The 21139-nt window shown below is 68.8% G+C and carries 25 protein-coding genes; 17 read left to right on the top strand and 8 right to left on the bottom strand.

The window, feature by feature from the left end; all coding sequences use genetic code 11:
• The first annotated feature begins 254 nt into the window (after nt 1-254).
• From ACFY2Z_RS27035 to ACFY2Z_RS27025, 3 genes are all read left to right on the top strand, one after another.
• Nucleotides 255-1340, top strand: a complete 1086-nt coding sequence (locus ACFY2Z_RS27035) for an MFS transporter (RefSeq protein ID WP_390746692.1) — start codon at nt 255-257, stop codon at nt 1338-1340.
• Nucleotides 1328-1654: a hypothetical protein gene (locus tag ACFY2Z_RS27030; RefSeq protein ID WP_390746691.1), complete on the top strand. Its 327-nt coding sequence runs from the start codon at nt 1328-1330 to the stop codon at nt 1652-1654. The genes ACFY2Z_RS27035 and ACFY2Z_RS27030 overlap by 13 nt, the downstream gene beginning before the upstream one ends.
• Before the next feature lie 160 nt (nt 1655-1814).
• Nucleotides 1815-2639 carry a hypothetical protein gene (locus ACFY2Z_RS27025; RefSeq protein WP_390746690.1) on the top strand — a complete coding sequence of 275 codons (825 nt, stop codon included), beginning with the start codon at nt 1815-1817 and terminating at the stop codon, nt 2637-2639.
• 61 nt (nt 2640-2700) lie between these two features.
• Here ACFY2Z_RS27025 and ACFY2Z_RS27020 read toward each other — a convergent pair whose 3' ends face one another.
• Nucleotides 2701-2994: an alpha/beta fold hydrolase gene (locus ACFY2Z_RS27020; protein ID WP_390746689.1), complete on the bottom strand. Its 294-nt coding sequence runs from the start codon at nt 2992-2994 to the stop codon at nt 2701-2703.
• Between the two features lie 201 nt (nt 2995-3195).
• On the opposite strand from ACFY2Z_RS27020, the gene ACFY2Z_RS27015 reads away from it, so the two are divergent.
• Together ACFY2Z_RS27015 and ACFY2Z_RS27010 are read left to right on the top strand one after the other, a co-directional pair.
• Entirely contained in the window at nt 3196-3681 is a 486-nt protein-coding gene (locus tag ACFY2Z_RS27015; RefSeq protein ID WP_390746688.1) for a MarR family winged helix-turn-helix transcriptional regulator, read from the top strand.
• A 131-nt stretch (nt 3682-3812) separates the two neighbouring features.
• Entirely contained in the window at nt 3813-5399 is a 1587-nt protein-coding gene (locus ACFY2Z_RS27010) for a Na+/H+ antiporter (RefSeq protein ID WP_390746687.1), read from the top strand.
• A 58-nt stretch (nt 5400-5457) separates the two neighbouring features.
• Here the strand turns inward: ACFY2Z_RS27010 and ACFY2Z_RS27005 are convergent, their stop codons facing one another.
• Together ACFY2Z_RS27005 and ACFY2Z_RS27000 are read right to left on the bottom strand one after the other, a co-directional pair.
• Complete coding sequence (locus tag ACFY2Z_RS27005) at nt 5458-5769, bottom strand: hypothetical protein (protein ID WP_390746686.1); 312 nt, start codon at nt 5767-5769, stop codon at nt 5458-5460.
• A gap of 154 nt (nt 5770-5923) precedes the next feature.
• Nucleotides 5924-6883: a TIGR03086 family metal-binding protein gene (locus ACFY2Z_RS27000; protein ID WP_390746685.1), complete on the bottom strand. Its 960-nt coding sequence runs from the start codon at nt 6881-6883 to the stop codon at nt 5924-5926.
• 136 nt (nt 6884-7019) lie between these two features.
• Between ACFY2Z_RS27000 and ACFY2Z_RS26995 the strand changes: the two genes are divergently transcribed.
• The 5 genes from ACFY2Z_RS26995 (at nt 7020) to ACFY2Z_RS26975 (ending at nt 10887) form a co-directional block, all read left to right on the top strand.
• Nucleotides 7020-7328 carry a metalloregulator ArsR/SmtB family transcription factor gene (locus ACFY2Z_RS26995; RefSeq protein ID WP_311697918.1) on the top strand — a complete coding sequence of 103 codons (309 nt, stop codon included), beginning with the start codon at nt 7020-7022 and terminating at the stop codon, nt 7326-7328.
• On the top strand, nt 7325-7762 hold the full coding sequence (locus ACFY2Z_RS26990) for an SRPBCC domain-containing protein (RefSeq protein ID WP_390746684.1): 438 nt from the start codon (nt 7325-7327) through the stop codon (nt 7760-7762). Before ACFY2Z_RS26995 ends, ACFY2Z_RS26990 begins: the two co-directional genes overlap by 4 nt.
• Before the next feature lie 220 nt (nt 7763-7982).
• Nucleotides 7983-8486 carry a phosphohydrolase gene (locus tag ACFY2Z_RS26985; RefSeq protein ID WP_390746683.1) on the top strand — a complete coding sequence of 168 codons (504 nt, stop codon included), beginning with the start codon at nt 7983-7985 and terminating at the stop codon, nt 8484-8486.
• Between the two features lie 732 nt (nt 8487-9218).
• The gene (locus ACFY2Z_RS26980) at nt 9219-9836 is read left to right on the top strand and encodes an NADPH-dependent F420 reductase (protein ID WP_390746682.1); all 618 of its coding nucleotides are present in this window, start codon (nt 9219-9221) and stop codon (nt 9834-9836) included.
• Nucleotides 9837-9879: 43 nt separating this feature from the next.
• Nucleotides 9880-10887 (top strand): zinc-binding dehydrogenase, encoded by a 1008-nt coding sequence (locus ACFY2Z_RS26975; protein ID WP_390746681.1) that lies wholly within the window; start codon nt 9880-9882, stop codon nt 10885-10887.
• Between the two features lie 145 nt (nt 10888-11032).
• Here the strand turns inward: ACFY2Z_RS26975 and ACFY2Z_RS26970 are convergent, their stop codons facing one another.
• Nucleotides 11033-11485: a winged helix-turn-helix transcriptional regulator gene (locus ACFY2Z_RS26970; RefSeq protein WP_390746680.1), complete on the bottom strand. Its 453-nt coding sequence runs from the start codon at nt 11483-11485 to the stop codon at nt 11033-11035.
• Nucleotides 11486-11535: 50 nt separating this feature from the next.
• On the bottom strand, nt 11536-12489 hold the full coding sequence (locus ACFY2Z_RS26965) for a hypothetical protein (protein ID WP_390746679.1): 954 nt from the start codon (nt 12487-12489) through the stop codon (nt 11536-11538).
• A 775-nt stretch (nt 12490-13264) separates the two neighbouring features.
• Here ACFY2Z_RS26965 and ACFY2Z_RS26960 point away from each other — a divergent pair.
• From ACFY2Z_RS26960 to ACFY2Z_RS26940, 5 genes are all read left to right on the top strand, one after another.
• Nucleotides 13265-13990, top strand: coding sequence for a flavin reductase family protein (locus ACFY2Z_RS26960; RefSeq protein ID WP_390746678.1), 726 nt, complete (start codon nt 13265-13267; stop codon nt 13988-13990).
• Nucleotides 13991-13998: 8 nt separating this feature from the next.
• Nucleotides 13999-15207 carry an alpha/beta fold hydrolase gene (locus ACFY2Z_RS26955; protein ID WP_390746677.1) on the top strand — a complete coding sequence of 403 codons (1209 nt, stop codon included), beginning with the start codon at nt 13999-14001 and terminating at the stop codon, nt 15205-15207.
• Nucleotides 15208-15233: 26 nt separating this feature from the next.
• On the top strand, nt 15234-16127 hold the full coding sequence (locus tag ACFY2Z_RS26950) for an alpha/beta hydrolase (RefSeq protein ID WP_390746676.1): 894 nt from the start codon (nt 15234-15236) through the stop codon (nt 16125-16127).
• Between the two features lie 58 nt (nt 16128-16185).
• Nucleotides 16186-16974, top strand: a complete 789-nt coding sequence (locus tag ACFY2Z_RS26945; RefSeq protein WP_390746675.1) for an enoyl-CoA hydratase/isomerase family protein — start codon at nt 16186-16188, stop codon at nt 16972-16974.
• 98 nt (nt 16975-17072) lie between these two features.
• Nucleotides 17073-17795 carry a hypothetical protein gene (locus ACFY2Z_RS26940; RefSeq protein ID WP_390746674.1) on the top strand — a complete coding sequence of 241 codons (723 nt, stop codon included), beginning with the start codon at nt 17073-17075 and terminating at the stop codon, nt 17793-17795.
• 61 nt (nt 17796-17856) lie between these two features.
• Here the strand turns inward: ACFY2Z_RS26940 and ACFY2Z_RS26935 are convergent, their stop codons facing one another.
• On the bottom strand, nt 17857-18342 hold the full coding sequence (locus tag ACFY2Z_RS26935) for a hemerythrin domain-containing protein (RefSeq protein WP_390746673.1): 486 nt from the start codon (nt 18340-18342) through the stop codon (nt 17857-17859).
• 203 nt (nt 18343-18545) lie between these two features.
• Between ACFY2Z_RS26935 and ACFY2Z_RS26930 the strand changes: the two genes are divergently transcribed.
• Nucleotides 18546-18731, top strand: a complete 186-nt coding sequence (locus tag ACFY2Z_RS26930; RefSeq protein ID WP_390746672.1) for a hypothetical protein — start codon at nt 18546-18548, stop codon at nt 18729-18731.
• A gap of 125 nt (nt 18732-18856) precedes the next feature.
• On the opposite strand, the gene ACFY2Z_RS26925 is transcribed toward ACFY2Z_RS26930, so the two are convergent.
• Both ACFY2Z_RS26925 and ACFY2Z_RS26920 read right to left on the bottom strand, forming a co-directional pair.
• The gene (locus ACFY2Z_RS26925; RefSeq protein ID WP_390746671.1) at nt 18857-19234 is read right to left on the bottom strand and encodes a DUF805 domain-containing protein; all 378 of its coding nucleotides are present in this window, start codon (nt 19232-19234) and stop codon (nt 18857-18859) included.
• A gap of 581 nt (nt 19235-19815) precedes the next feature.
• On the bottom strand, nt 19816-20091 hold the full coding sequence (locus tag ACFY2Z_RS26920) for a helix-turn-helix transcriptional regulator (RefSeq protein WP_355914048.1): 276 nt from the start codon (nt 20089-20091) through the stop codon (nt 19816-19818).
• Nucleotides 20092-20150: 59 nt separating this feature from the next.
• Here ACFY2Z_RS26920 and map point away from each other — a divergent pair, with 59 nt between their 5' ends.
• On the top strand, nt 20151-20918 hold the full coding sequence (map, locus tag ACFY2Z_RS26915; RefSeq protein WP_390746670.1) for a type I methionyl aminopeptidase: 768 nt from the start codon (nt 20151-20153) through the stop codon (nt 20916-20918).
• Nucleotides 20919-21139: the final 221 nt, after the last annotated feature.

Below are 21139 nucleotides of genomic sequence, written 5' to 3'. Positions count from 1 at the left end.
ATGAGCGCCTCCTCCGCCGACGGCTTAGAGCTCCGGACAAAACGGGAGTCCGATCAGCTCGCGGCGTCTGGTGCGTGCGATCGCAAGGCACCGGAAGGTCCTTGTAGCGGAGCTACCAGGGCCTTTCGGCAACGCCGCGAGCGTGCGTGCCAGACGCCGCGAGCCGGACTCCCGTTTTGTCCGGAGCTCTTAGAGCCGAGCGTGGCAGCAGACCTCTGATATTCGCCCTCGGCCTGGCCGCCATGGTCGTTGCCATGGCCCAGACCCAGGTCGTGCCGATCCTGTCCCTGCTCGGCGCCAAGTTGCACGCAGGCGCGGCCGGCGTCAGCTGGGTCACCACCGTCACCTTGGTGTCCGCCGCCGTCTTCACCCCGCTGCTCGGCCGCGTCGGCGACCTCTACGGGAAACGCCGCACCCTGGTCGCCGTACTCGTGGTGATGGTCCTGGGCTCGCTGCTCGCCGCCACCACCACATCGCTGGGCCTGCTTCTCGTCGGCCGCGTGATGCAGGGTTCCGCGACCGCCATCTTCCCGCTGGCACTGTCGATCGTGCGGGACCAGGTCCCCCACGAGAAGCTGCACGGTGCGATGGCCCTGGTCAGCTCGGCTCTGGCCGTCGGCTCGGGTCTCTCCCTGGTGGTCACCGGACTGCTCACCCAGGGCGGCAACCCCGACTACCACTCCGTCTTCTGGTTCTCCACCGGCGTCTCGGTGCTGGCCCTGCTCGGGGTCGCGCTGCTGGTCCCTGAAGGCGGCCACCGTGTCGGCGGACGTGTGGACGTGCTCGGCTCACTGACTCTGGCGGCCACCCTGGGGCTGTTGCTCCTCGGCATCTCCCAGGGCCACACCTGGGGGTGGGGCTCGGTCTCGGTCATCGGCTGCTTCGTCGGCGCGGCGGTCATGACGGCCGTCTGGGTGCTCGTGGAGCTGAAGGTGGCTGCCCCGCTGGTCGACATGCGGATGTTCGCACACCGGCAGGTGGCCATGACCAATCTGGCCGGCCTGTTCGTGGGATTCGCCGCATTCGCCCAGTTCATCGGTATCTCCTACCTCGTGCAGATGCCCGAGCGGATCGCCGGCTACGGCTTCACCGCCTCCGTGCTGCGGGCGAGTGTCGAATACCTGCTTCCGGGCTCACTGATCGCGCTCGTCGCCGCGCCGGTCGGCGGCATACTCGTGCGCCGCATCAGCGCACGCGCCACGCTCGCCGTAGGCGCTCTGGTCGGCGCGGGCGGCTTCGCCTGGCTGGCTCTCGGCCACGGGCACAGCGCAAGCGTCATCTGCGCCGGCCTGTTCACCGGCATCGCGATCGCCTCGGCTCCGCTGCCATGCCCGCGCTGATCGCGGCGAGCGTGCCACTGCAGCAGACCGGCATCGCCAACGGCATCAACTCCATCTCCCGATCGGTGGGTTCGGCGGTCGCCTCGGCGGTGGTCACCTCTCTGCTGGCGTCGAAGACGATCCCCGGCCTGCCGGCCGGACTTGAGCTGCCACAGGAATCGCAGTTCACGCTGAGCTTCGTGATCGCCCTCGGCGCCATGGTGTTGACCCTGTTCGTGGCCACAGTGGGTCTGACGAAGCATCATGCTCACACCGCCCCCATCGCCTCCGGCCCGGTCGCCCGAACCAAGGACTCCGAGAAGACAGGCGTGTGATCGCACGGGCCTGGGGGAGCGATGGTACGCAACTACGTTCCCCCAGGCCCGCTCGTCGGTGCCGCTCAGCCCGGCTCGTCGGTACCTCAGCAACTGCCGTCTGCCTTGCCCGTACCGTAAATTCCTCGGCCCCGCCGGACCGGGACGGTAGCTTGCCCCCATGTGTATCTCGACAGGTGAGGCCGCATTCTCCGGCACGATCGTGTACTGCGGGCGGCAGCACCATCCCGTCCACGGCCTCATCCATGTCCTGGGCTACCAGAACACCGCCGTCAACCTGGCGGCCGGCCCGAACGCCATGCTGCTGCACCTGCCCACCAGGCAACTCACCCCCAGGCACTTCCTCTCCGCCGGACGCACCGGCGACGTCCTGCACCGCATGGTCGCCGCAGTCGAATCCGCCGCCGCCGGAGCGGACGGCATCGCGTGGATGAGCGCGGAACCGGAGCCCGTCCAGATCTTCGACCACGACGTCTACACGGTGCTCCTGGCCGCCGACCCCACCGCGATCCCCGCCGCGCTGCGGCAGGTGCCACCGCACCGCCGCCCTGACCTCAACCCCGAGCTCCTGCGCTTCTACGCCGACCATTTCCCCGACCACACCGTTGCAGTCTGCTGCTTCGACAACGCCGACGCGCAACGCGCCAAACCCTTGCTGCTCTGGTATCAGCCGCTCGACCCCGACCGGCTGACTCTGCCGGCCCTGGACAGCCACACCGGAGCAGCGCCGGACCTGGGCACCGTCGTGCCCGTCGACCACTGGGTCCTTGTCTCCACGGACCAGGCCCCCGCCGGCTGGGGCGAACCTGTCGACTACCCGAGGGACATGCGGCACAGCCTGCGCACCTTCCTCCCTGACGCGGTCATGGGCCGGCACTACGGCCGAGAACAGGCCCTGCGCAACGGCGACTTCACGATCAGCCACCATGACCTCCTCGCCGGCGACCTCGACCGCATCAGGCGCCTCCGGCCGACCCGCCGCTGAGAGCAGGGCAACCGGACCGTCTCGTCAGCGGGCCACGCCTCGCGTCGGAGCTCCGCGCGTATCAGGCGATCGACGCACCGTTCCCGTATGTCGTCACCAGGAACGAGGTGGGTCCGTCGTTGAACCCTGGCGGATTCTCCCTGTTCGGGTGGTGCGCGGCATCCGGGACGGTGACGGTACGGCCGCCAGGGACAAGCTTCATCAGGCGGTCGGCCATGGCGAGGTGGTCCGGTGCGTCCACGTTGATCGCGCTCGCTGGGACGGCGATGTCGGCCGCTCGCTCCCAGGTGGTTGTGAGCGGCACCCGATGGTCGGGCTCACCGGGTGTGTGCTTGGCGAGAGGGCCGAGAGCCATCTCCCGTACCCGGCGCACCTACGGTGGTCGAGGAAGCCACCGTGCAGGAACACCGGGGGCGGTCCGGAACCCGCCTCGCGGTGGGCGAGACAGCCGTCGGCGGTCTCGAGTGAGCGGATCGGGGTGGATACGAGATCGGCACTCATGACGACCGAGGTCTTCTCCGCACCGCTTTGACAACCAAGGTGTCATGATGGGCGTATGGCCGACGAGCGCATCGCAGACCTCGCCACGCCCTCCCCGGACGAACTGGCCGAACGCCTCACGGAGGTCTTCGACCTGGTCGGCCCGCTCTACCGGCGGGTCCACCGCAGGGTGGAGGATGCGGCGCCGACCGAGGGCCTGTCCGTCGGGGTGCGCGCGGTGCTCGATCTCCTGCGCACCCGGGGGCCGATGACCGTGCCGCACATGGGACGGGCGCAGGCGCTGAGCCGGCAGTTCGTGCAGCGCATGGTGAACGACGCGGCGCGGCACGGTCTGGTGGAGAGCGTCGCCAACCCCGCGCACCGCCGGTCGCCGCTCATCCGGCTCACCGATCCGGGCCGGGACGTGATCGGCGCGGTGCGAGCCCGTGAACACGCACTGCTGCGTCGCGCGGACGGTGATCTGACCATGCCGGACATCGACGCGTGCCTTCGCGTACTCGGTGCGATGCACGCTCTGTTCGAAGACGTGGACGTGAATTGAGAAACGGCACCGCGACAAGTGGAGCCGGAGCACCGGTGCCTTGTGCGGTGCACCAGCGCCTGGGGTCGGCTATTTTGGGAAAGTACCTGGTCAGAGGGGGGTAACAAGCCGTAACCCAGCGGGGACGCTCCATGACCGGCCTGATCGTCATTCTGCTCCTCGTGGTCCTGGCCACCGCTGTGGCGACCGGTGCCCGGCGTTGGAGCCTGCCCGCCCCCTCGCTCCTCGTCATCGCCGGTCTGGTCGTCGGGCTGATGCCCTGGGTCCCCGAGGTTCGCCTGCCGCCGCACGTGATCAACGTGTTGGTGCTGCCGCCGCTGCTCTACGCCGCGGCCGGGGAGATCTCCGTGCGCGACGTACGCAGCGTGTGGCGGCCTGTGACCGGTCTGGTCTTCGGTCTGGTTCTCGCCTCGGCCGTCGCGGTCGGCTACGTCGCCAGGGCGATCACCCCGCTGACCGCCGCGACAGCCTTCATCCTCGGCTCCGTTCTGGCCAGCACCGACCCGGTGGCCGTCACCGCGCTCGGCCGACGCCTGTGTCTACCGCCGCGCGTGCAGGCCATGGTGCAGGCGGAAAGCCTGTTCAACGACGCCACGTCCTTGGTCCTGTACAAGGTCGCGGTGGTCACCGCGGTCTCCGGCAGCGCCATCAGCGTGGCCGGAACCGTCGAGCAGTTCCTGATCCTCGCGGGGGGAGGAGCCCTCATCGGGGCGGCGGTCGCCATCGTCGTGGCTCTCATTCGCAGACGCACCGAGGACCCGATACTGGAGACCGTCATCGCATTGATCACTCCGTACGCCTCGTACGTCATCGCGGAGCAAGCGCACACCTCCGGGGTGACCGCCGTCATCGTGTCCGGGGTCGTCCTCGGCAGCACCGGCCACAAGCTCAGCAACGCCCCTATCCGCATCCAGGTCCACGCCGTCTACGACACGGTCGCCTTCCTGCTGGAGAGCGTCGTCTTCGCCCTCATCGGCCTCGAGCTCCCCTCCGCCGTCCATCAGCTCGCGCGCGATGAGCACGGCTGGCCGCTGTGGGTACCGGTGATCGCCTTCACCGTGCTGACGATCAGACTGCTGTGGGTCTTCCCTTTGTCCGCCCTGATCCATGCCCGGCGTGGGGGGAGCGACGGTCGGCTCTCCTGGCGCGTTCCGGCCGTCTTGTCCTGGGCGGGCACCCGGGGAGTGATGCCGCTGGCCGCCGCGCTCTCCATCCCGCTGACCACGGCCACCGGGGCGCCGCTGCCGCACCGAGCACTCATCCTCACCCTCACCACCGGGACCATCGTGCTCACCCTGATCTTCCAGGGGTTCACTCTCGCGCCTGTCGTGCGCCGCTCCGGCATCGCTCTGGAACCGGAGCACACCGCACGCGAAGAGGCCCGGACCCGCCGGCACATCGCCCACGCCGCTCTCGAGGAGCTCAAACAGCTCGGCGATCCGGACCAGCTCGCCGATCTGGGCGCCGCGGCCGAGGCAGCCTTGAAGCAGGCCCGTCGCCATCTGGAAGCGCGCGTGCAGCAGGCCGACGATGCCCACTACAGCGATCCGGACGCCCGTCCCGCCGACGCCTACCGCGAGGTACGCCGCACACTCATCGCCATCGAGGCGGCCGAACTCCAGCGCCTCTACGAAGCGAACAAGATCAGCAACGCGACCCGGCGCCGTATCCAGCGCGAACTCGATCTCGAAGAGGCCAGCCTCCGCGCCCGCGGCTGACCTCCGGTCCAGGCGACCGGGCGGCGTACGGACCACGTCCGAGAGCTTGATGTGCGCTTCAGCCGAGTGCGTCCAGAGCGGCTTCGGCGAGGCGCGGGTAGTGGTCGGCGTGTGCCTCCGGTACGGCGATCCAGTCCTTCATGGCGCGGCCGGGCGCGGGCTCGAAGACCGCGGCGCCGGGCAGGGCGAGGGCCCGGTCGAACGCGGGTGAGCCGGCGAGCAGACGGAACACGAGGGCGCCGGGTTGCTGAACGGCGAACGCCTTGCCGTGTCGGTTCTTGAGTGTGGTCTTGCCGAACATCGCGGCGCGGGCGACCCCGCGGTCGGCGAGATCGGTGACGAGTCGGTCGAAGTGCTGTGCGGCGGTCATGGGTGTCCTTGCCGTAGGGCCGGCTGCTGTGACGCGGGTGAGTGAGCTCGCGGTGCATCAGCGGTGGCAGTCGGCGGGTGTACGTCGTCACAGTCGCCCGGTGGGCGCGGTCGCGGGGGTCCGCGCACACCGGGCGCAGGGAGCGGTGTCGGGGTCAGGCCGTCCACCGGGGGTCGCGGCCGCTGGCGGCGAGGGCGCGCTCGAACGGACCCCCGTGCGCCGGTGTGTCGAGGGCCGGGCCGTAGCCGCCGGTGGCACGGGCCTGGTCGGCGATCTGCTCGACGACCGCCAGCACGGCCTGCGCGGTGTCCTCGGTCAGGACCACCTCGCGGCCCGCGCCACGGGCCAGGTCCCAGCCGTGCAGGGCCAGTTCCTGCAGTGTGATCGCGGAGGCGAGCGTGGCGGGCATCTCACCCGGTCCGAACGTCGTCATGCCTTCCAGGGCGCCCGGCTCGGCCCACGCGGCGACGGTCTGGACGGCGAGGTCGGCCACGGTGGCCGGAGCGGCGTCCGCGACGGGCTCCTCCGACAGCGGGAGCTTGCGGGCGGCGCGGGCCGAGTTCACCAGGAGTGGGGCGATGTGGGCGAGCAGTTCGGTCACGGTGAACCCCGGGCACGGGGTCGGAGCGGCCATCGCGTCGGCGGGCAGGGTGCGCAGGAGGTCGGCGACGACGCGGGCGACCTCGGTCAGCGGGGTCTCGGCGACGAACTTCGGGGCGGCCTGGCCGGTCTCGGCGTAGTCCTTGAGGATCTGCATCAGTTCGGCCCAGGTGCGCTCGATCATCGCGTGGTCCTGGTCGTCGCCGTTCAGGCCGGTGTGCGCGAAGTGCAGCTCGCAGCCCTGGGCGGTGGCCTGGACGGCGTAGACGATCTCGGTGTCGATCCAGTTCGGCGGGCCCGCCAGCACGGTCATCGCGACGCGCTCGGGACGGTCGTCGGTGATCTTGAACTGCCATGCGGGCCCGGGGTAGCCGGGGAAGATCAGGTACTGGACACCGCCCTCGACACGGGCACGGTCGGTGAACCAGCCGGTGATGCCCTCGGCGGTGGCCACCGCGTGGTGGACGGCGGCCGGCTGGGCCGCGATCGGGGTCTGCGGGGTGATGGCGGACATGGGTGGGGTCCCTTCGGTGAGCGTGCGCTCGGCGGCCGGGTCGGCCGCGGGCGCTCATTTCAGTCATGACTAAAACATCGGCGCCCGGACGTGTCAAACTTGAGCAGTCACTAAAATGTGCAGGTAGCATGTCCCCATGGACGCGACGCAGGCCATCGCCGAGCCCCGACGGCGCGAGATCCTGCGGCTGATCTGGGACCGGGAGCTGAGTGCCGGCGAGATCGCCGCACACTTCGACGTGACCTTCGGTGCCGTCTCGCAGCATCTGAAGGTGCTGCGCGAGGCGGGTCTGGTCAGCCTGCGCAAGGACGGCAGGCAGCGGATCTACCAGGCGGACCGCGAGGGCATGGGGCCGCTCGCCGACTATCTGCAGTCCATGTGGGCGGCCAGGCTCGACACCCTTGCCGCGCTCGCCGAAGCAGCCGAACGGAGCCAGGAGCCATGACCTCGACCGTCACCGTGGAGAAACGCATCAACGCCCGCCCGGAGACCGTCTTCAGCTTCTTCACCGACCGGGCCAAGTGGCTGTCCTGGATGGGCGCGGACGGCACCTTCAGTTTCGAACCAGGGGGCGCCTACGCCACCAACGTGACCGGCGACAACCACGCCGCCGGCACCTTCGTGGAGATCAGCCCCTACCACCGTGTGGTGTTCACCTGGGGCTGGGCCAAGGGTGGCATGCCGGACGTCCCGCCCGGATCCAGCACGGTGACCGTCGACCTGACCCCTGACGGCGAGGGCACCCACCTCCGCCTCATCCACAGCGGCCTGCCCACCGCCGAAGCCTGCGCAGCCCATGAGGAGGGCTGGCGTCACTACACCGACCGCCTCGCCACCCGCGCCGCCGGCGGCGACCCGGGCCCCGACGCCTGGATGTGACTGGTGCGCCGTGTGGCGAGTCCGGGCCGGCGCCGCGTCAGTCGTTGATGGACAGTCGCTTTCTGTCGACCGTGGAGCGATGGTTGATGCCCCATCAGCCGTCCACTGACGGAGCGTCTCGAACGCCGTGGACGTCTTCGACACCTCGCCACCTGACCGTCCAGAAACATCGGCAGGCCTGCCCGAAGCGCGAAGTGCCCCTCGAACGAGAAGAGTTGGTATGCAGACGGTCGAGGAAGTCGACGACTTCGCGGCGGAGGCGCACGCCGGACAGGTCGACAGGATCGGCGTCCCGTACATCGAGCATGTCCGCGCGGTCGCTGCCGGACTCACGCCGTTCGGGCCGGAGCTGGTGATGGCCGGGCTGCCGCACGACGTGATCGAGGACACCGACTGGACGGCCGAGCAGTTGAAGGCGGTCGGTGTGCCGGCGCGTGTGGTCGCGGTCGTGGAGACCGTGACCAATCAGCCCGGCGTGCTCTACGGCGAGAAGATCAAGCGCATCACGAGCAACCGAGACGCAACCCTGGTGAAGATCGCCGACAACGCGCACAACAGTCACCCCGACCGGGCCGCCCGGCTCCCGGCCGAGCAGCGCGATCGACTGGCTGCGAAGTACCGGCAGGTGCGCGACACGCTCTGGGCCGCCGCCGACAGCAAGCACATCGAGGTCATCCTCTCGATCGTCAATCCCTCGCTGCTTGCCGAGCTGCGTGAGGGGTAGGTGGTGTCTGGCAATTCGCACCGGATCAGCGCGCGGCGTCCGGCGCGGGGGGCACCTCCCAGCGGTAGCCGGGGGAGCATCGCAAGGCGGTGGATCATCCGCGTACCGGACGTACTCGGGTGATCCGGCAATGCGGCGAGGTGCCGTGCTGGGGGAGTCGCGCGCCCGGCGGGAATTGTCAGACACCCCCTATAGGCCCAGCAGCCCCGTCTGCGCCCTGGTCGCCGGCGGGGTGATGTGAGCTGTAGCACACGGCCGTGGGGCTTCCGGTTTGGCTGGCGGAAGCGTACGTTCCGTTTACCTCGCGACGGCGCCCTTCGGGGCGCTGGCCCGCCGGGCCTGGGACGGCGGGCCACGCGGGGGCCAATCAGCACTGCTGAGCGGCAAAATTCAACCGGCGCCCGGCGCGGACGTCGCACCTGATCGGGTGACTGGAAACCGGCCCGCCCAGTGGTCCTGGAGCTCTACTTCGGGCCGGACTGGTGCGGACCCCGGCACCCGCCCGCACCCGTTGAGCGGCTGGTGCCTGAGGCGTCGAACTCTCGGCGGGTGTGCAGGACGCTCGTCCTGCCGATACGGCGCCCCTGCCGTGAGTTGATTACGCTTTGATAAAGAACCGGCTTAAAATGGACATTTCCGGGATCGGGAACGCTGAAGCCTCCCGTCGGTTCGAGGGCGGCGCCGATGCCGGGCGGCCCGCGCGGCTCTCCTACACGGTCAAGGAAGAGCACCATGAGCACACACCGAACCATTGGTGTACTCGGCGCAGGAGAGGTGGGGCAGGCGGTCGCCGAGAAGGCTGTCCGCCACGGCCATGAGGTGCTCATCGGGAACCGCCGAGGTCCCGAGACCCTTGAAGCCCTCGTGGGCAGGCTGGGGCCGAAGGCCCGCGCGGTGACGGCCGAGGAGGCGGCGAAGCCGGAGCTCGTCTTCCTCGCGGTGCCGTTCTTCGCCGTGCCGGACCTGACCGGCCTCACCACCTGGTCCGGGAAGATCGTCGTCGACACGGCGAATCAGTTCGCGGCGGCCAACCCCTGGCGGGGCCGGTACGACATCGGTGACCTCACGGGCAGCGAGTGGGTTGCCCGCCACCTTCCCGGCGCCCGGGTGGTGAAGGCCCTCAACACCCTGTTCGCCCCGTTCATCGCCGCGGACCCCCGGCATGCCGAGGGGCGGCAGGTGGCCTTCTACGCGGGCGACGACGCGGACGCGAAGGCCGTCGTGGCCGGCCTGCTGGACCAATTCGGGTTCGCCGCCCTGGACCTCGGCGGTCTGCGTGAAGGCGGGCGGCTGATGCAACTGGACGGGGCACTCTGCGCGAAGCACATGCTCCTACAGGACGTCGGCTGACGCTCCGGCCAGCCCCCACCCCTCGGTGTGCAGGAGGAGAACCGTGAACCGTCGTGTCGTCCACACCCGTGGCGGGACACCCGCCGACGTCCTGACCGTCGTCGAGGAGCCGGAGCCGGCAGCCCCCGGGTACGGCCAGGTCCTCATCCGCACCACGGTCTTCCCGGTGCATCATGGTGATCTTCTGGCTGTCGAGTCCTACCCAGGGGAGGCCCCGGAACCGGTCCCGGTCGGCGTGGAGGCCACCGGAGTGGTGGAGGCGATCGGTCCCGGGGCGCGCGTGGCGCCGGGGGTGAAGGTGGGCGGCCGCGTATCGGTCTTCCCCCATCCCGGGGCGTGGTCCCAGTGGATCACGGCGGATGCCGGGGTGGTCGTAGCCGTTCCGGACGAACTGCCCGACGAGATCGCCGCGCAGATGCTCGTGAACCCGCTGACCGCGGTGATGCTGCGCCGCGAGGCGGAGGAACACCCGGCCTTCGGATACAACGGTCTTCTGGTGCAGACCGCCGCCGGCTCGTCGGTCGGGCGGCTGGTGACGGGCGTGTGCCAGTTCCACAGTCTGCCGCTCGTCAACGTCGTCCGCAGTGACCGCGGTGCCGACGAGCTGCGCAGACGTTTCCCGGAGGTGCCGGTCGTGGCGACCGGACATCCGGACTGGACCGACCAGGTCCGCCGGGCAGCCGACGGCCGTCCGGTGGTTGTGGTCCTCGACCCGATCGGCGGAGAACTGGCGGAGAGTCTTCTCGGTCTGCTGACGCCGGGCGGGAAGCTCGTCAGTTACGGGCAACTCGCCGAGGAGCCGATCCCGTTGCAGGCGTCGACGCTGCTCTTCCAGTCGCTGACGATCCGGGGCAAGAACATCGGCCGGTGGCTGTCGGAGGCTTCCGCCGAGAGGCGGGCATCGGATGTCGCCACCGCGAAGCAGATCGCGCTGGCGCTAGGGGACCAGTTCGATGTCGCCGCCACCTACGGCCTCGGCGAGCTGGCCGACGCGGTGCAGTTCGCGGTACGGCCCGGCAAGGTCGGCACCGTCCTCGTCCGTCCCTGGTAGCCGCCGCTGCACGGCCCGCCAGGCGACATGCGTGTCGGTATCCGACCGACGCCGGAGGCAGAACAGCAAGGCGATCGATTCGGATTAGCCGTACCCCTCAGCGGCGGCGTTTCGCGAAGCCCGCTGAATCCCCGGGCGGGGTATGTCAGTTGTCCAAGTCCCTGAGGACTTCCACCTCTTGGGGGCGCAGCACGCGCCCGTCCGGGAGGGTGAGCTCGAGGCGGGCCACCGGCGTGCCGGTCCGCTTCTCCACGAGCGGCAGGGGCTCCTCGTCCGGAGCGAAGAGAAAGTCCTGGCCCCATTGCCGCAGGGCCTGGAGCACAATGCGCAGCGACTCGCCCTTCTCGGTGAGCACGTACTCCTGGTAGGCGCTGCCGTCGGACGCGGGCTCCAGGCGGAGGATGCCATGTGAGACGAGTTTGCTCAGCCGTGCGCTGAGGATGTTCTTGGCCAGGCCGAGGCGCTTTTGGAACTCGGAGAAGCGGCGTGCGCCGTCCAGTGCGTCGCGGATGATGAGCAGCGACCACCAGTCGCCGATCTGGTCCAGTGAACGTGCCACTGGGCATGCGTCGTCGGTGAATCTGGTCCTCTGCACCACAGTGGCCCCCTCGGTCGGAGAGTGGTGATCGTCTAGGGGTGGTTGCATCTCTAAACTACCGCGATCTCTGCGGGCGCGGGCTCCTGGGTGACCGTCCTGGCCGGGCGGCGCAGCACATGCCGGAGCGTGCTCGCGTACAGGAGCAGGAAGACCGCGCTCACGATCGCCAGCAGGATCCAGGTGGCGGCCCGCCAGCCGGAGGTGCCGGTGCCTGCCAGCCAGCGGATGAGGAAGTTGGTGCTGGTGGCGACGGGGAAGGAGAAGATCCAGTACCCGTAGTGGAACGACTGCTGGCGCACGTCCGGGAGCAGGAAGGCGATGATGAGGAGCGTGAAGAGCAGCAGGCCCACGAAGCCGTAGGCGATCGGGTCCAGTACGCCGTGGTGGGCGGCCGTCCAGGCAAGACCTCCGGTGGCCGGCGGAATGATCAGAACGGTGAGCGTCGGGCGGGCAGGGGCGGGCATGCTGCCGCCGTTCGCGACGAGGTGGCCGAGGATCACGGTGCCGAACGCGAGCCAGTACAGGATCCCGACGGCGAAGGTGGCCGCCGCGAGTTCCGGGTAGCGCAGGGTCGAGGCCGTGACGCTGGAGATGAACGGGGCCGATACCACCGGAAGCAGGTAGCCGGGGTGCAACGGTGCCGAGTCGAGGCCTCCCGTGACCCAGTGGGCCACGAGACCAGCGGCGATGATCGCCGCTGCCGCACCGAAGAAGACGTAGAGCCCGCGTGCAAGGTCCAGGTCGTAGTGGGAGACGTGCCCGGCCGAGAGTATGCCGACGATGGGGACGTAGGCGAGGGCGAACCCTTGGCCGGGATGGTGCAGGTCGTCCCGGATGTTGCGCCACCGCACTCCGCCGTGGCGGAGGTAGCGCACCAGCAGGATCACCCAGATCAGGGCGCTGAGAGCGAACAGCGCATCACTCACCGAGAAGGATGCGGAGACGGTCGCTGACGCCGACTGCCACGTGCCGCCCAGGCCGGCTGTCCCCAGTGAGATGGACATCAGACCGATGGTCTCCCCGCGGAAAGCCGGCGACTGTCGCCTGCGCGCGTGAGCCCCCGTGGACCGCCCGGACGCGCCGGGGAGGGGAGCCTGTCCCGCGTCAGTGGGCGTGTCCACCATGAACCGTTGCGTGTCGAGCGACTCCATCGGGACCTTTCGGTTGAGGTTCGGGTTTCGGGTTCCGGGTGCGTTGGTCAGGCGGCCGAGCGCCGTACGGGGAGCTGTTCGCCGCCCTCAATGCTGGTTGCAAGATTAAACCAACTTGTCCGGTCGCCACCCTCGGGGTGACATAACCGTCATCGTCCAGCATATGCCGACCACCTGCTCGTCGCTCCCCATCGGCCGACCTCGACCTTGATCGTCAAGCGATATGCGGTGCGTACTGTGAGGCCTATACTCGACTAAGAGGTGAAAGTCATACGCTTGCGTCGCCATGCGGATCGCAGCTGACGGTGTCGGTGCTGGTACTTGCTTCGCGTTGGACCTCCACGTTGGACCTCAGTGGGCATTGCGTATCGCGCCGCCGCAGTTCCGTTAGAGGTGTCCGCGGTACGCCCCTGTGGCTTTGCGCGTCGACGCGTGACAGGAGTCCTCGTCGCTCCATCCTTGTTCGACATAAGCAATATGCTTATGATTACGTTGAACGAGGGCGCGATGAGAGGCGCTGGCCATGGGCCTCCGGTTCGGCACCGCCCCGCGAGTCACTCCTCTGGCCGTGGACGTGCCGCGACAGCACTGGTCCATACGCCGAGTCTCAACGGATAGAGGGTCTCCGGTGATAATTGACGCTGCGGAGCTGAACGCTGTCTCCGCGTACAAACTGCTGATCGGAAGCATCATTCCGCGCGCTGTGGCCTGGGTCGGCACGCTGTCCCGGGACGGCGTGGCCAACCTCGCGCCCATCTCCTTCTTCACCGCGGTCGGACGCAAGCCGCCCATGGTCTCGATCACCCTGCAGCCGCAGGAGGACGGGGTCACGCTCAAGGACACGTTCGTCAACATCCGTGACACCGGCGAGTTCGTCACCAACCTGGCGACGCTGCCGCAGGCGGACGCCATGCACAGTTCGGCATTCGAGTTCGGCCCGGAGGTGGACGAGTTCGAGGCGCTCGGGCTGGAGAAGGCACCGTCGGAGGTGGTGCGCGTGCCCCGGGTCAAGGGGGCGCCGATCTCGTTCGAGTGTGTCGTGGACCGCATCATGCCGGTCGGGGACGACGGGGTCGACCATGTGGTGTGGGGCAGGGTGGTGCGCTTCCACGTCCGGGACGACCTGTATCTGGAGCGCGGACGGATCGACACCACCGCCCTGCCGGCCGTCGGCCGACTGGCGGCCGAGTACACGCTGGTCGACAACGTCTTCACCACGCCTCTGGACAAGGACCTGCTCACGGCCCGGGACGGCCGTCGGATGCGGCGCCTGGACGCGCACCCGGCCGACTGGTCCCCGATCGACACGGATGAATGGTCCCCCTCCGGCGCGGTGTCATCTCCCGGAAAGTGAGCACAGTGATGAGGACAGAGCGGGTTGGGAACACCGATGTGCGGTTCCGCCGACAGGGCCAGGGCGATGTCGCCGTGGTGTTCGTCCACGGGTTCCTCGACGACCAGTACGTCTGGGACAGGCTGATCCCCGAGCTGACGACGTCCGGCGTCGAGTGCGTCACGCTCGACCTGGCCGGTTGCGGAGACCGTACGGCGGCGGGCGGGCCGTTCGGGTACGACCGGTTCGCCGACGAGGTGGGCGCCGTGGTCGACGCGCTGGGCAAGCCCTTTGTGATCGTCGGACAGAGCATGGGGTCAGCGGTGGCCGAACTGGTCGCCGCGGAGCGGCCGGAGCGGGCCGTCGGCCTGGTGCTGGTGACTCCGGTGCCGCTGGCGGGCACCCATCTGCCCGCCGAGGCGATCGACCCGTTCCGCTCGCTGGGCGGAGACCCGGAAGCGCAGCGCGCGGTCAGGCTGCAACTGTCGGTCGCGCTGCCGGAGGCGGAACTCGACCGGTTGATCGTGACCGGAGTGCGCATGCGTTCTGAGGTCGTCCGAGACATGGCCGACTGCTGGAACGCCGGTCACCCGGCAGGCGAGCGGCCCAGTCGCTTCACAGGCCCGGTACTGATCATCCGCGGCGAGGGCGACGGGTTTGTCACCGAGGAACTGGTCGGCGGGCTGGTCGCGCCGCGGTTCGGCTCGGTCGAGTCGGTGTCGGTCGGCGGGGGAGGGCACTGGGTGCATCTTGAGCGACCGGTCGAGGTCGCCGGTCATCTCGACCGCTTTCTGACCGGGGTGCTCCCCTCGGGCGACGAGTCCGCGGCATCGGCCGTACGCCCGCAGGGCTGGACCAACGCGTTCGAGGAGAAGTCCGCCGAGGCGTTCAGGGAGACGTTCGCTGCGGATGTGGTGCTGGAGGCGAGTGCGCTCACCCGTCCGGTCGAAGGCCGGGACCAGGTCACGAGCGTGATGGGGGCGGCGAGCGGCATCTACGAGTCGCTTGCCTTCACCCAGGAGGCCGTCGACGGCCATCGGAGCTACCTGGAGTGGCGGGCCACGGCGTTCGGCGGCGTGCCCATCGAGGGCGTGACCATTCTGACCAAGGACGACAACGGGCAGATCGCCCGGATCGCCATCCATCACCGTCCGCTGGGCGCTCTGCACCGGTTCTCCGCGGAACTGGGGAAGCGGCTGCGCGGTGTGGTCCCGGCCGATCTGTTCCACCAGGGCTGAGCCCGAAGTTCAGTAGGAGGATATTCATGGTTGAGCGCAAGGATGTCGAGTTCGAGGCCGACGGCGGAGTCACGCTGCGTGGCTGGCTGTTCCTGCCGGACGGCCCGGGCCCGCACCCGGCGGTCACGATGGCCCATGGCTACGCGGGCGTCCGGGACCACGGTCTCGAGCGCTTCGCACGTGCATTCGCCGAGGACGGGTTCGTCGTCCTGGTGCACGACCACCGCACCTTCGGCGCCAGCGACGGCCTGCCGCGCCAGGACGTCGACCCCTGGCAGCAGATCACCGACTGGCGACGGGCCATCTCCTACCTGGAGAGCCGCCCCGAGGTCGACCCCGGCCGGATCGGCCTGTGGGGCAGCAGCTACGCCGGCGGCCACGCCCTCGTGCTGGGCGCCACCGATCGCCGACTGAGGGCCGTGGTCTCCCAGGTCCCCACCATCAGCGGCTACCAGCAGGGCCTGCGGCGCATCGCCCCCGACGCCGTGGCCGCACTCGAAGAGGCCTTCAACGAGGACGAGCGCGCACGGTTCCGGGGTGAGGCCCCGCGCACCCAGGCCATCGTCAGCAGCGATCCGGCCGTGCCCGCCTCCTACCGGTCCCAGGACGCCATCGACTTCTACCTCCAGCCCAAACCCGACGGCGTCTGGGACAACCACGTCACCGTCCGGTCCACCCGCGCCGCCCGCATGTACGAGCCCGGGACCTGGATCACCCGAGTGTCCCCCACCCCGCTGCTCATGATCGTCGCCCGGAACGACACGGTCACCGTGACCGACCTGGCCCTGGCCGCCTACGAACAAGCCCTGGAACCCAAGCGGCTGCAGCTCATCCCGGGTGGCCACTTCGACCCGTACACCGCCCAGTTCGACAAGGCGAGCGCCGCCGCTCTCGCCTGGTTCCGTGAGCACCTCGCCTGACGGAAGAACCGAAGCAAGAGCCGAAGGCAGAACCGAAGGCAGAACCGAAGGAAGAAGCATGCCTCACCTGACCTACTCCATCGACGACGGACTCGCCACGCTGGTCCTGGACAACCCGCCGCAGAACCGTATCGATCCGCAGATGGCCACCGATCTCGCCGAGGCCCTGGAGGCCATCGGCCACAGCGGTGCCCGTGCCGTCCTGGTGCGCGCCGAGGGGCCCGACTTCAGCTTCGGCGGTGACATCGTCGACTGGCCGGACGCCGACGTACGCGAGCTGCGGAGCCTCTTCGAGCGCTATATGCAGGTCTTCAACCAGCTCGAGCGGCTGCCCCTGCCGGTCATCGCCGCGGTTCACGGCCTGTGCTTCGGCGGCGGCCTGGAACTCGCCCTGCGTGCCGACGTCATCTTCGCCGCCGAGACGGCCCGCTTCGGCCACCCCGAACAGACCCTCGGCATCGTCACGTTGCTCGGCGGCATCTACCGAGTGGCCGAACGCGCCGGGCGGGCGCGTGCCTCGGAGTGGGCACTCACCTCCGAGCAGGTACCCGCCTCGGTCATGGCAGACGCCGGCGTCGTGAACCGTGTCATCGCCGACGACGCCCTGCTGGCCGAGGCCACGGCCTTCGCCCGCAAGGTGGCCAAGGGCCCCACCCGTGCGTACGCCGCCCACAAGGCCCTGCTGCGCGCCTGGGCCGTCGGCGGAGTCGCCGCGGCGGACGAGGCGATGTTCGACATCGCCATGCCGCTCTTCGAGACCGACGACGTCAAGGCCGGTCTGGCCTCGGCGGTCAAGGCCTACAAGGCAGGACTGCCCCGCCCCGCCATCGATTTCAAGGGTCACTGACGCACCTCGGCCCCGTATCTTCGCCGGACTCCCGCGTCCGCGCCTCACGTCGCACCCCGGCGTGGCACTCACCGCGGAGACACTTGAAGGAGACAGGAATGAACGAGCTGCTCGCACAGGCCATCCAGGCCCACGGCGGGATGGCACGCTGGCGGGCACTGACCGAGGGGCATGCCACCATCGTCAGCGGCGGTGATCTGTTCACCATCAAGGGCGTGCCGCAGGATCCCGCGCCACGGGAGATGACCGTACGGCTGCACGAGGAGTGCGCCTCGGTGAGGCCCTTCGGCGCCCCCGACCAGAAGACCGATTTCACGCCCGAACGCGTGAGCATCGAGAAAATTGACGGGCGAGTCGTGGCCGAACGGATGGACCCGCGGACGTCGTTCGACGGCCACGCTCTGGAGACCCCTTGGGACGCGCTGGACCGCGCCTACTTCAACGGCTATGCGCTGTGGACCTACCTCACGACGCCGTTCCTGCTGACCATGCCCGGCTTCACGGTCACCGAGATCGAACCGTGGCGGGAAGGAGACGAGGTCTGGCGAGGAGTGCGCGCCACCTTCCCACCCGAGATCGCCAGCCACAGTGACGACCAGGACTTCTACTTCGGCTCCGACGGGCTGCTGCGCCGGCACGACTACCACGTGGACGTGGCCGGCGGATTCGCCGCCGCGCAGTACGTCGGCGACTATGTCGAGGCCGACGGCATCATGGTGCCCACCAGACGCCGGGCCTATCGTCGTAGTACCGACGGCCGCCCCCGTCCGCACCAGGTCATGGTCTCGATCGACCTCAGCAATGTCCGCTTCACCGAGTGAACCGGCCGACGTTCCTACGGCCACGAGCGGCTCCTCTGAGGAGGGCCGCCGATGTTTCACGTCACGTCATATCGAACCGGAACACCTGAGGGGACCAGCCGGTGTCGGGTGTGCCGCCGTCGAGCGCCTCGCTGATCGCCCGCTCTTCATAGCGGAAATGGGATTCCATGATCGCGGCCAACCCTTCGAGCTCGCGCTCGATCGCCACCTGGACTGGGCCACGCGATTCGACAGCCGTGCCAGCGAGTTCGCGCACCCGGGCCAGGATGGACGCGATCATTCGGTGATCCTCGCGAAGACTTGCGACCGTCACTGCGAGATCGGGCCGCTCGCGAAGCAGTTGGGAGAACATACCGTCGTCCTCGCCGCGGTGGTGCGTCGTCAACGCGGCACAGAAGGCCAGGCAACGGGGGAGAAGCGTCTCGTCGTTCGACCGTCGGCGTCCGAGACCTGTCCTGATCTCGTTGATCCGGCGACGCAGTTCTTGATGTGCTTGTGAGAGCTGCAAGCTCAAGGCGACTACACGGTCGCTGTCGTGGGATGCCACGAGTCGCGGCCCCTTCGGTTCCGCACCTCCATGCCTGACGCAGTCCGTCATCGGCACGCGATGCTGCCGCCATCCGATCATGCGACGCCGCACCACGGCAACCGCGGTTGGATCCGACCAGAAACGCCTACGTCTTGCTATCGCGAGTATGTGCAACAAGCTGGGCGGGTCCCTACTGTTCGCCTGTGACGGGGAGCCCAGTCATGCCCTGCCTGATGCCGGATACCGGACCGCAACGCGTCCTCGTGGTCTCGAACTTCGTCTGCACCGTCGGCAGCGGCCTCTATCGGACCGCCGGGGTGCTGTACTTCACTCACGCGGTTCACCTGCCGGCCGACCAAGTGGGGCTCGGGCTCGGCACGGCCCAAACCCGCCGGCCACAGACCTGAACCGGTGACTTGCTGCCTGGCCCGGCCGATGAGCCATGCCCACGCCCGGTGGCATTACGCCTCTGCCCTTCAGAACGCGAAGAGGCCGCCCGGTCATGAAACCGAACGGCCTCGGAGCGCAGTGATCAGGCGGCGTATCCCGGAGCCGCGTCCGTCTCCTTCGGGTTCGGGCCGTACTGGTTCACGCCCGGCTGGCTGTCCGAAACCGTGAAGACCAACAGGGTGATGGGGCCGACGACCGGGACGATCCCGAACAGGAGCCACCAGCCAGAGCGGCCCGTGTCGTGCAGTCGGCGGATGCCGACGGCCAGGCTGGGGATCAGGATCGCGAGGTAGAAGATGCCCGCGAGAGCCAGGACGGCCGTTACCTTCGCCCCGACACCGATGCCGATCAGCACGATGTAGATGATCGCGACGAACAGCACGAAGTTCCAGTACTCCTTGCGGCGCGCACGCCCGCTGAACACCGCGTACTTCTTCAGGGCCTCGATGAACCAGCTCATTGTGTGTCCCCCCAGGGCTCGACGGTTGGACGATCCGGAATGGATCAAGTCAGGCGCAGAACGTAAGGGTGCTGACGAGAACTGGTCAATTCAGCGGGTGCGCTCTCCATCGATGCGGCAGACGCGGTCCGCGGCGGCGTCACACGCGTACCGGTTGGCTGAATTCCGGACAGATTCACCGGTGATCGCGAGTAGTTCGTCGGACGACCAACGCCCGTTCCCGTACTTGAGTTGCTTCCGTTGTCGAACCGAAGACGTACCGATGCTGGTCAGTGTCCGATTCGAGGCCGGAACTATCCCGTTCCGTTGCCAACTCGACCCGACCGATCCAACGACCCGCGAAGTACAGGGCTCACTCTCACCTCGCAGGGGCGACAACTCGCCGAGCCCACCGCGCACCTCACCGCCACCGGGCGCACTCGGCTCGCCTTCGCCCTACTGCGCGCACAGCACGGCGCACGCTGATCACCGGCACAACCTGACGGCGTCTTCCACGTGCCGGCTCCGCCGGGGCTGTGCCCGCGGCTTCCGGGCTCGCCGGCCTGCTCGCACCGGGCGACGCCGAGTGCCGGTCTCGTCTCTCATGCCGTGAGTGGTGGCTCCTGCCAGTCCGGATCGTGTGCGCACGCGGCCGCCAGTTCGTCCAATGACACGTGCAGCGCGGCGGCCAGAGCCGCGACGGTGAAGAAGGCAGGAGTCGGTGCTCTGCCTGTCTCGATCTTGCGCAGCGTCTCCGCCGAGACCCCTGCCGCGGCGGCCACCTCCGTCATGCTCCGGTCGCCGCGCGCCTGACGCAGGAGCGCGCCGAAGCGCTCGCCGCGTTCCCGTTCCCACGGAGTCAGTGGAGTCCTCACCATGACCGTGATACTAATACCGGTATAAGTATTGGGTCTCTTGAGGTAGGGAATCGCAGCACATGGTGGAGATCAAGACCGATGCCGCGCTGGACGCGATGCGGGAAGCCGGACGGGTGGTGGCCCAGGCGCTGACCGCGGCCCGGGAAGCGGCAGGCGTGGGGGTGTCCCTGAAGGAGCTCGACGAGGTAGCCCGCACCGTTCTGACCAAGGCCGGGGCCCGCTCACCCTTCCTCGGATATCGCCCGTCCTTTGCTCCGGTCCCCTTCCCCGCCGTGATCTGCGCCTCGGTCAACGATGCCGTGGTGCACGGCATCCCTACCGACTATCGCCTGCGGGACTCCGATCTCGTGAGCATCGACTGCGGTGCCGAGCTCGACGGCTGGACCGGCGACGCGGCCATCACCTTCACCGTCGGAACGCCGCGCCCCGCCGATCTCGACCTGATCGACGCCACCCAGCAGGCTCTCGACGCCGGCATCGCCGCCGCCCAGGTGGGCAACCGCATGGGCGACATCTCGCACGCCATCGGCACCGTCGCCCGCAAGGCCCGCTGTGGAATGCCCACCGACTTCGGCGGCCACGGTATCGGCCGCCGTATGCACGAGGATCCCCCCGTCCCCAACCGGGGTCGCCCCGGCCGCGGATTTCCTCTCCGTCACGGCCTGGTCCTCGCCATCGAACCCATGCTCATGGCCGGCGGACAAGACGCCTACGGCACCGATCCCGACGGCTGGACCCTGCGCACCACCGACGGCAGCCGGGCCGCTCACATCGAGCACACGGTCGCCATCACCGATGAGGGCCCCCGAATTCTCACACTGCCCTGATTCTGTGCCGAGCAGCTGGTGAGAACCTGCGAGGCGATCGGTTCTCGGCGGACTGATCTCGGCGGATTGATCGCAGTGGGCTGATCTCAGCGGAGGGGTATGCGGGGGAGGGATCAGTGAACTGAGGGGGCCTCCCCCTGAGTGGTGGACACGCTGATACTGGATCTGCTTGATCCGGAGGAAGCGAGAACCCCGCCGATGGCGATGAAGGACTACTCGGA

Origin of the sequence: Streptomyces sp. NPDC001222 (assembly GCF_042896945.1) — a bacterium.
GTDB classification, from domain to species: domain Bacteria; phylum Actinomycetota; class Actinomycetes; order Streptomycetales; family Streptomycetaceae; genus Streptomyces; species Streptomyces gibsoniae.
This window is presented reverse-complemented; position numbering and strand designations above follow the sequence as displayed.

Bases quoted from the DNA above. Each gene is read 5' to 3' on its own strand.
- ACFY2Z_RS26965 (WP_390746679.1), bottom strand. From the start codon at position 12,489: ATGTCCATCTCACTGGGGACAGCCGGCCTGGGCGGCACGTGGCAGTCG.
- ACFY2Z_RS26930 (WP_390746672.1), top strand. From the start codon at position 18,546: ATGCCCTGCCTGATGCCGGATACCGGACCGCAACGCGTCCTCGTGGTC.
- ACFY2Z_RS27030 (WP_390746691.1), top strand. From the start codon at position 1,328: ATGCCCGCGCTGATCGCGGCGAGCGTGCCACTGCAGCAGACCGGCATC.
- ACFY2Z_RS26990 (WP_390746684.1), top strand. From the start codon at position 7,325: ATGACCTCGACCGTCACCGTGGAGAAACGCATCAACGCCCGCCCGGAG.
- ACFY2Z_RS26945 (WP_390746675.1), top strand. From the start codon at position 16,186: ATGCCTCACCTGACCTACTCCATCGACGACGGACTCGCCACGCTGGTC.
- ACFY2Z_RS27035 (WP_390746692.1), top strand. From the start codon at position 255: ATGGCCCAGACCCAGGTCGTGCCGATCCTGTCCCTGCTCGGCGCCAAG.
- ACFY2Z_RS27005 (WP_390746686.1), bottom strand. From the start codon at position 5,769: ATGACCGCCGCACAGCACTTCGACCGACTCGTCACCGATCTCGCCGAC.
- ACFY2Z_RS27015 (WP_390746688.1), top strand. From the start codon at position 3,196: ATGGCCGACGAGCGCATCGCAGACCTCGCCACGCCCTCCCCGGACGAA.
- ACFY2Z_RS26980 (WP_390746682.1), top strand. From the start codon at position 9,219: ATGAGCACACACCGAACCATTGGTGTACTCGGCGCAGGAGAGGTGGGG.
- ACFY2Z_RS27010 (WP_390746687.1), top strand. From the start codon at position 3,813: ATGACCGGCCTGATCGTCATTCTGCTCCTCGTGGTCCTGGCCACCGCT.
- ACFY2Z_RS27020 (WP_390746689.1), bottom strand. From the start codon at position 2,994: ATGGCTCTCGGCCCTCTCGCCAAGCACACACCCGGTGAGCCCGACCAT.
- ACFY2Z_RS26985 (WP_390746683.1), top strand. From the start codon at position 7,983: ATGCAGACGGTCGAGGAAGTCGACGACTTCGCGGCGGAGGCGCACGCC.
- ACFY2Z_RS26920 (WP_355914048.1), bottom strand. From the start codon at position 20,091: ATGGTGAGGACTCCACTGACTCCGTGGGAACGGGAACGCGGCGAGCGC.
- ACFY2Z_RS26950 (WP_390746676.1), top strand. From the start codon at position 15,234: ATGGTTGAGCGCAAGGATGTCGAGTTCGAGGCCGACGGCGGAGTCACG.
- ACFY2Z_RS26925 (WP_390746671.1), bottom strand. From the start codon at position 19,234: ATGAGCTGGTTCATCGAGGCCCTGAAGAAGTACGCGGTGTTCAGCGGG.
- ACFY2Z_RS26995 (WP_311697918.1), top strand. From the start codon at position 7,020: ATGGACGCGACGCAGGCCATCGCCGAGCCCCGACGGCGCGAGATCCTG.
- ACFY2Z_RS27000 (WP_390746685.1), bottom strand. From the start codon at position 6,883: ATGTCCGCCATCACCCCGCAGACCCCGATCGCGGCCCAGCCGGCCGCC.
- ACFY2Z_RS26955 (WP_390746677.1), top strand. From the start codon at position 13,999: ATGAGGACAGAGCGGGTTGGGAACACCGATGTGCGGTTCCGCCGACAG.
- map (WP_390746670.1), top strand. From the start codon at position 20,151: ATGGTGGAGATCAAGACCGATGCCGCGCTGGACGCGATGCGGGAAGCC.
- ACFY2Z_RS26940 (WP_390746674.1), top strand. From the start codon at position 17,073: ATGAACGAGCTGCTCGCACAGGCCATCCAGGCCCACGGCGGGATGGCA.
- ACFY2Z_RS27025 (WP_390746690.1), top strand. From the start codon at position 1,815: ATGTGTATCTCGACAGGTGAGGCCGCATTCTCCGGCACGATCGTGTAC.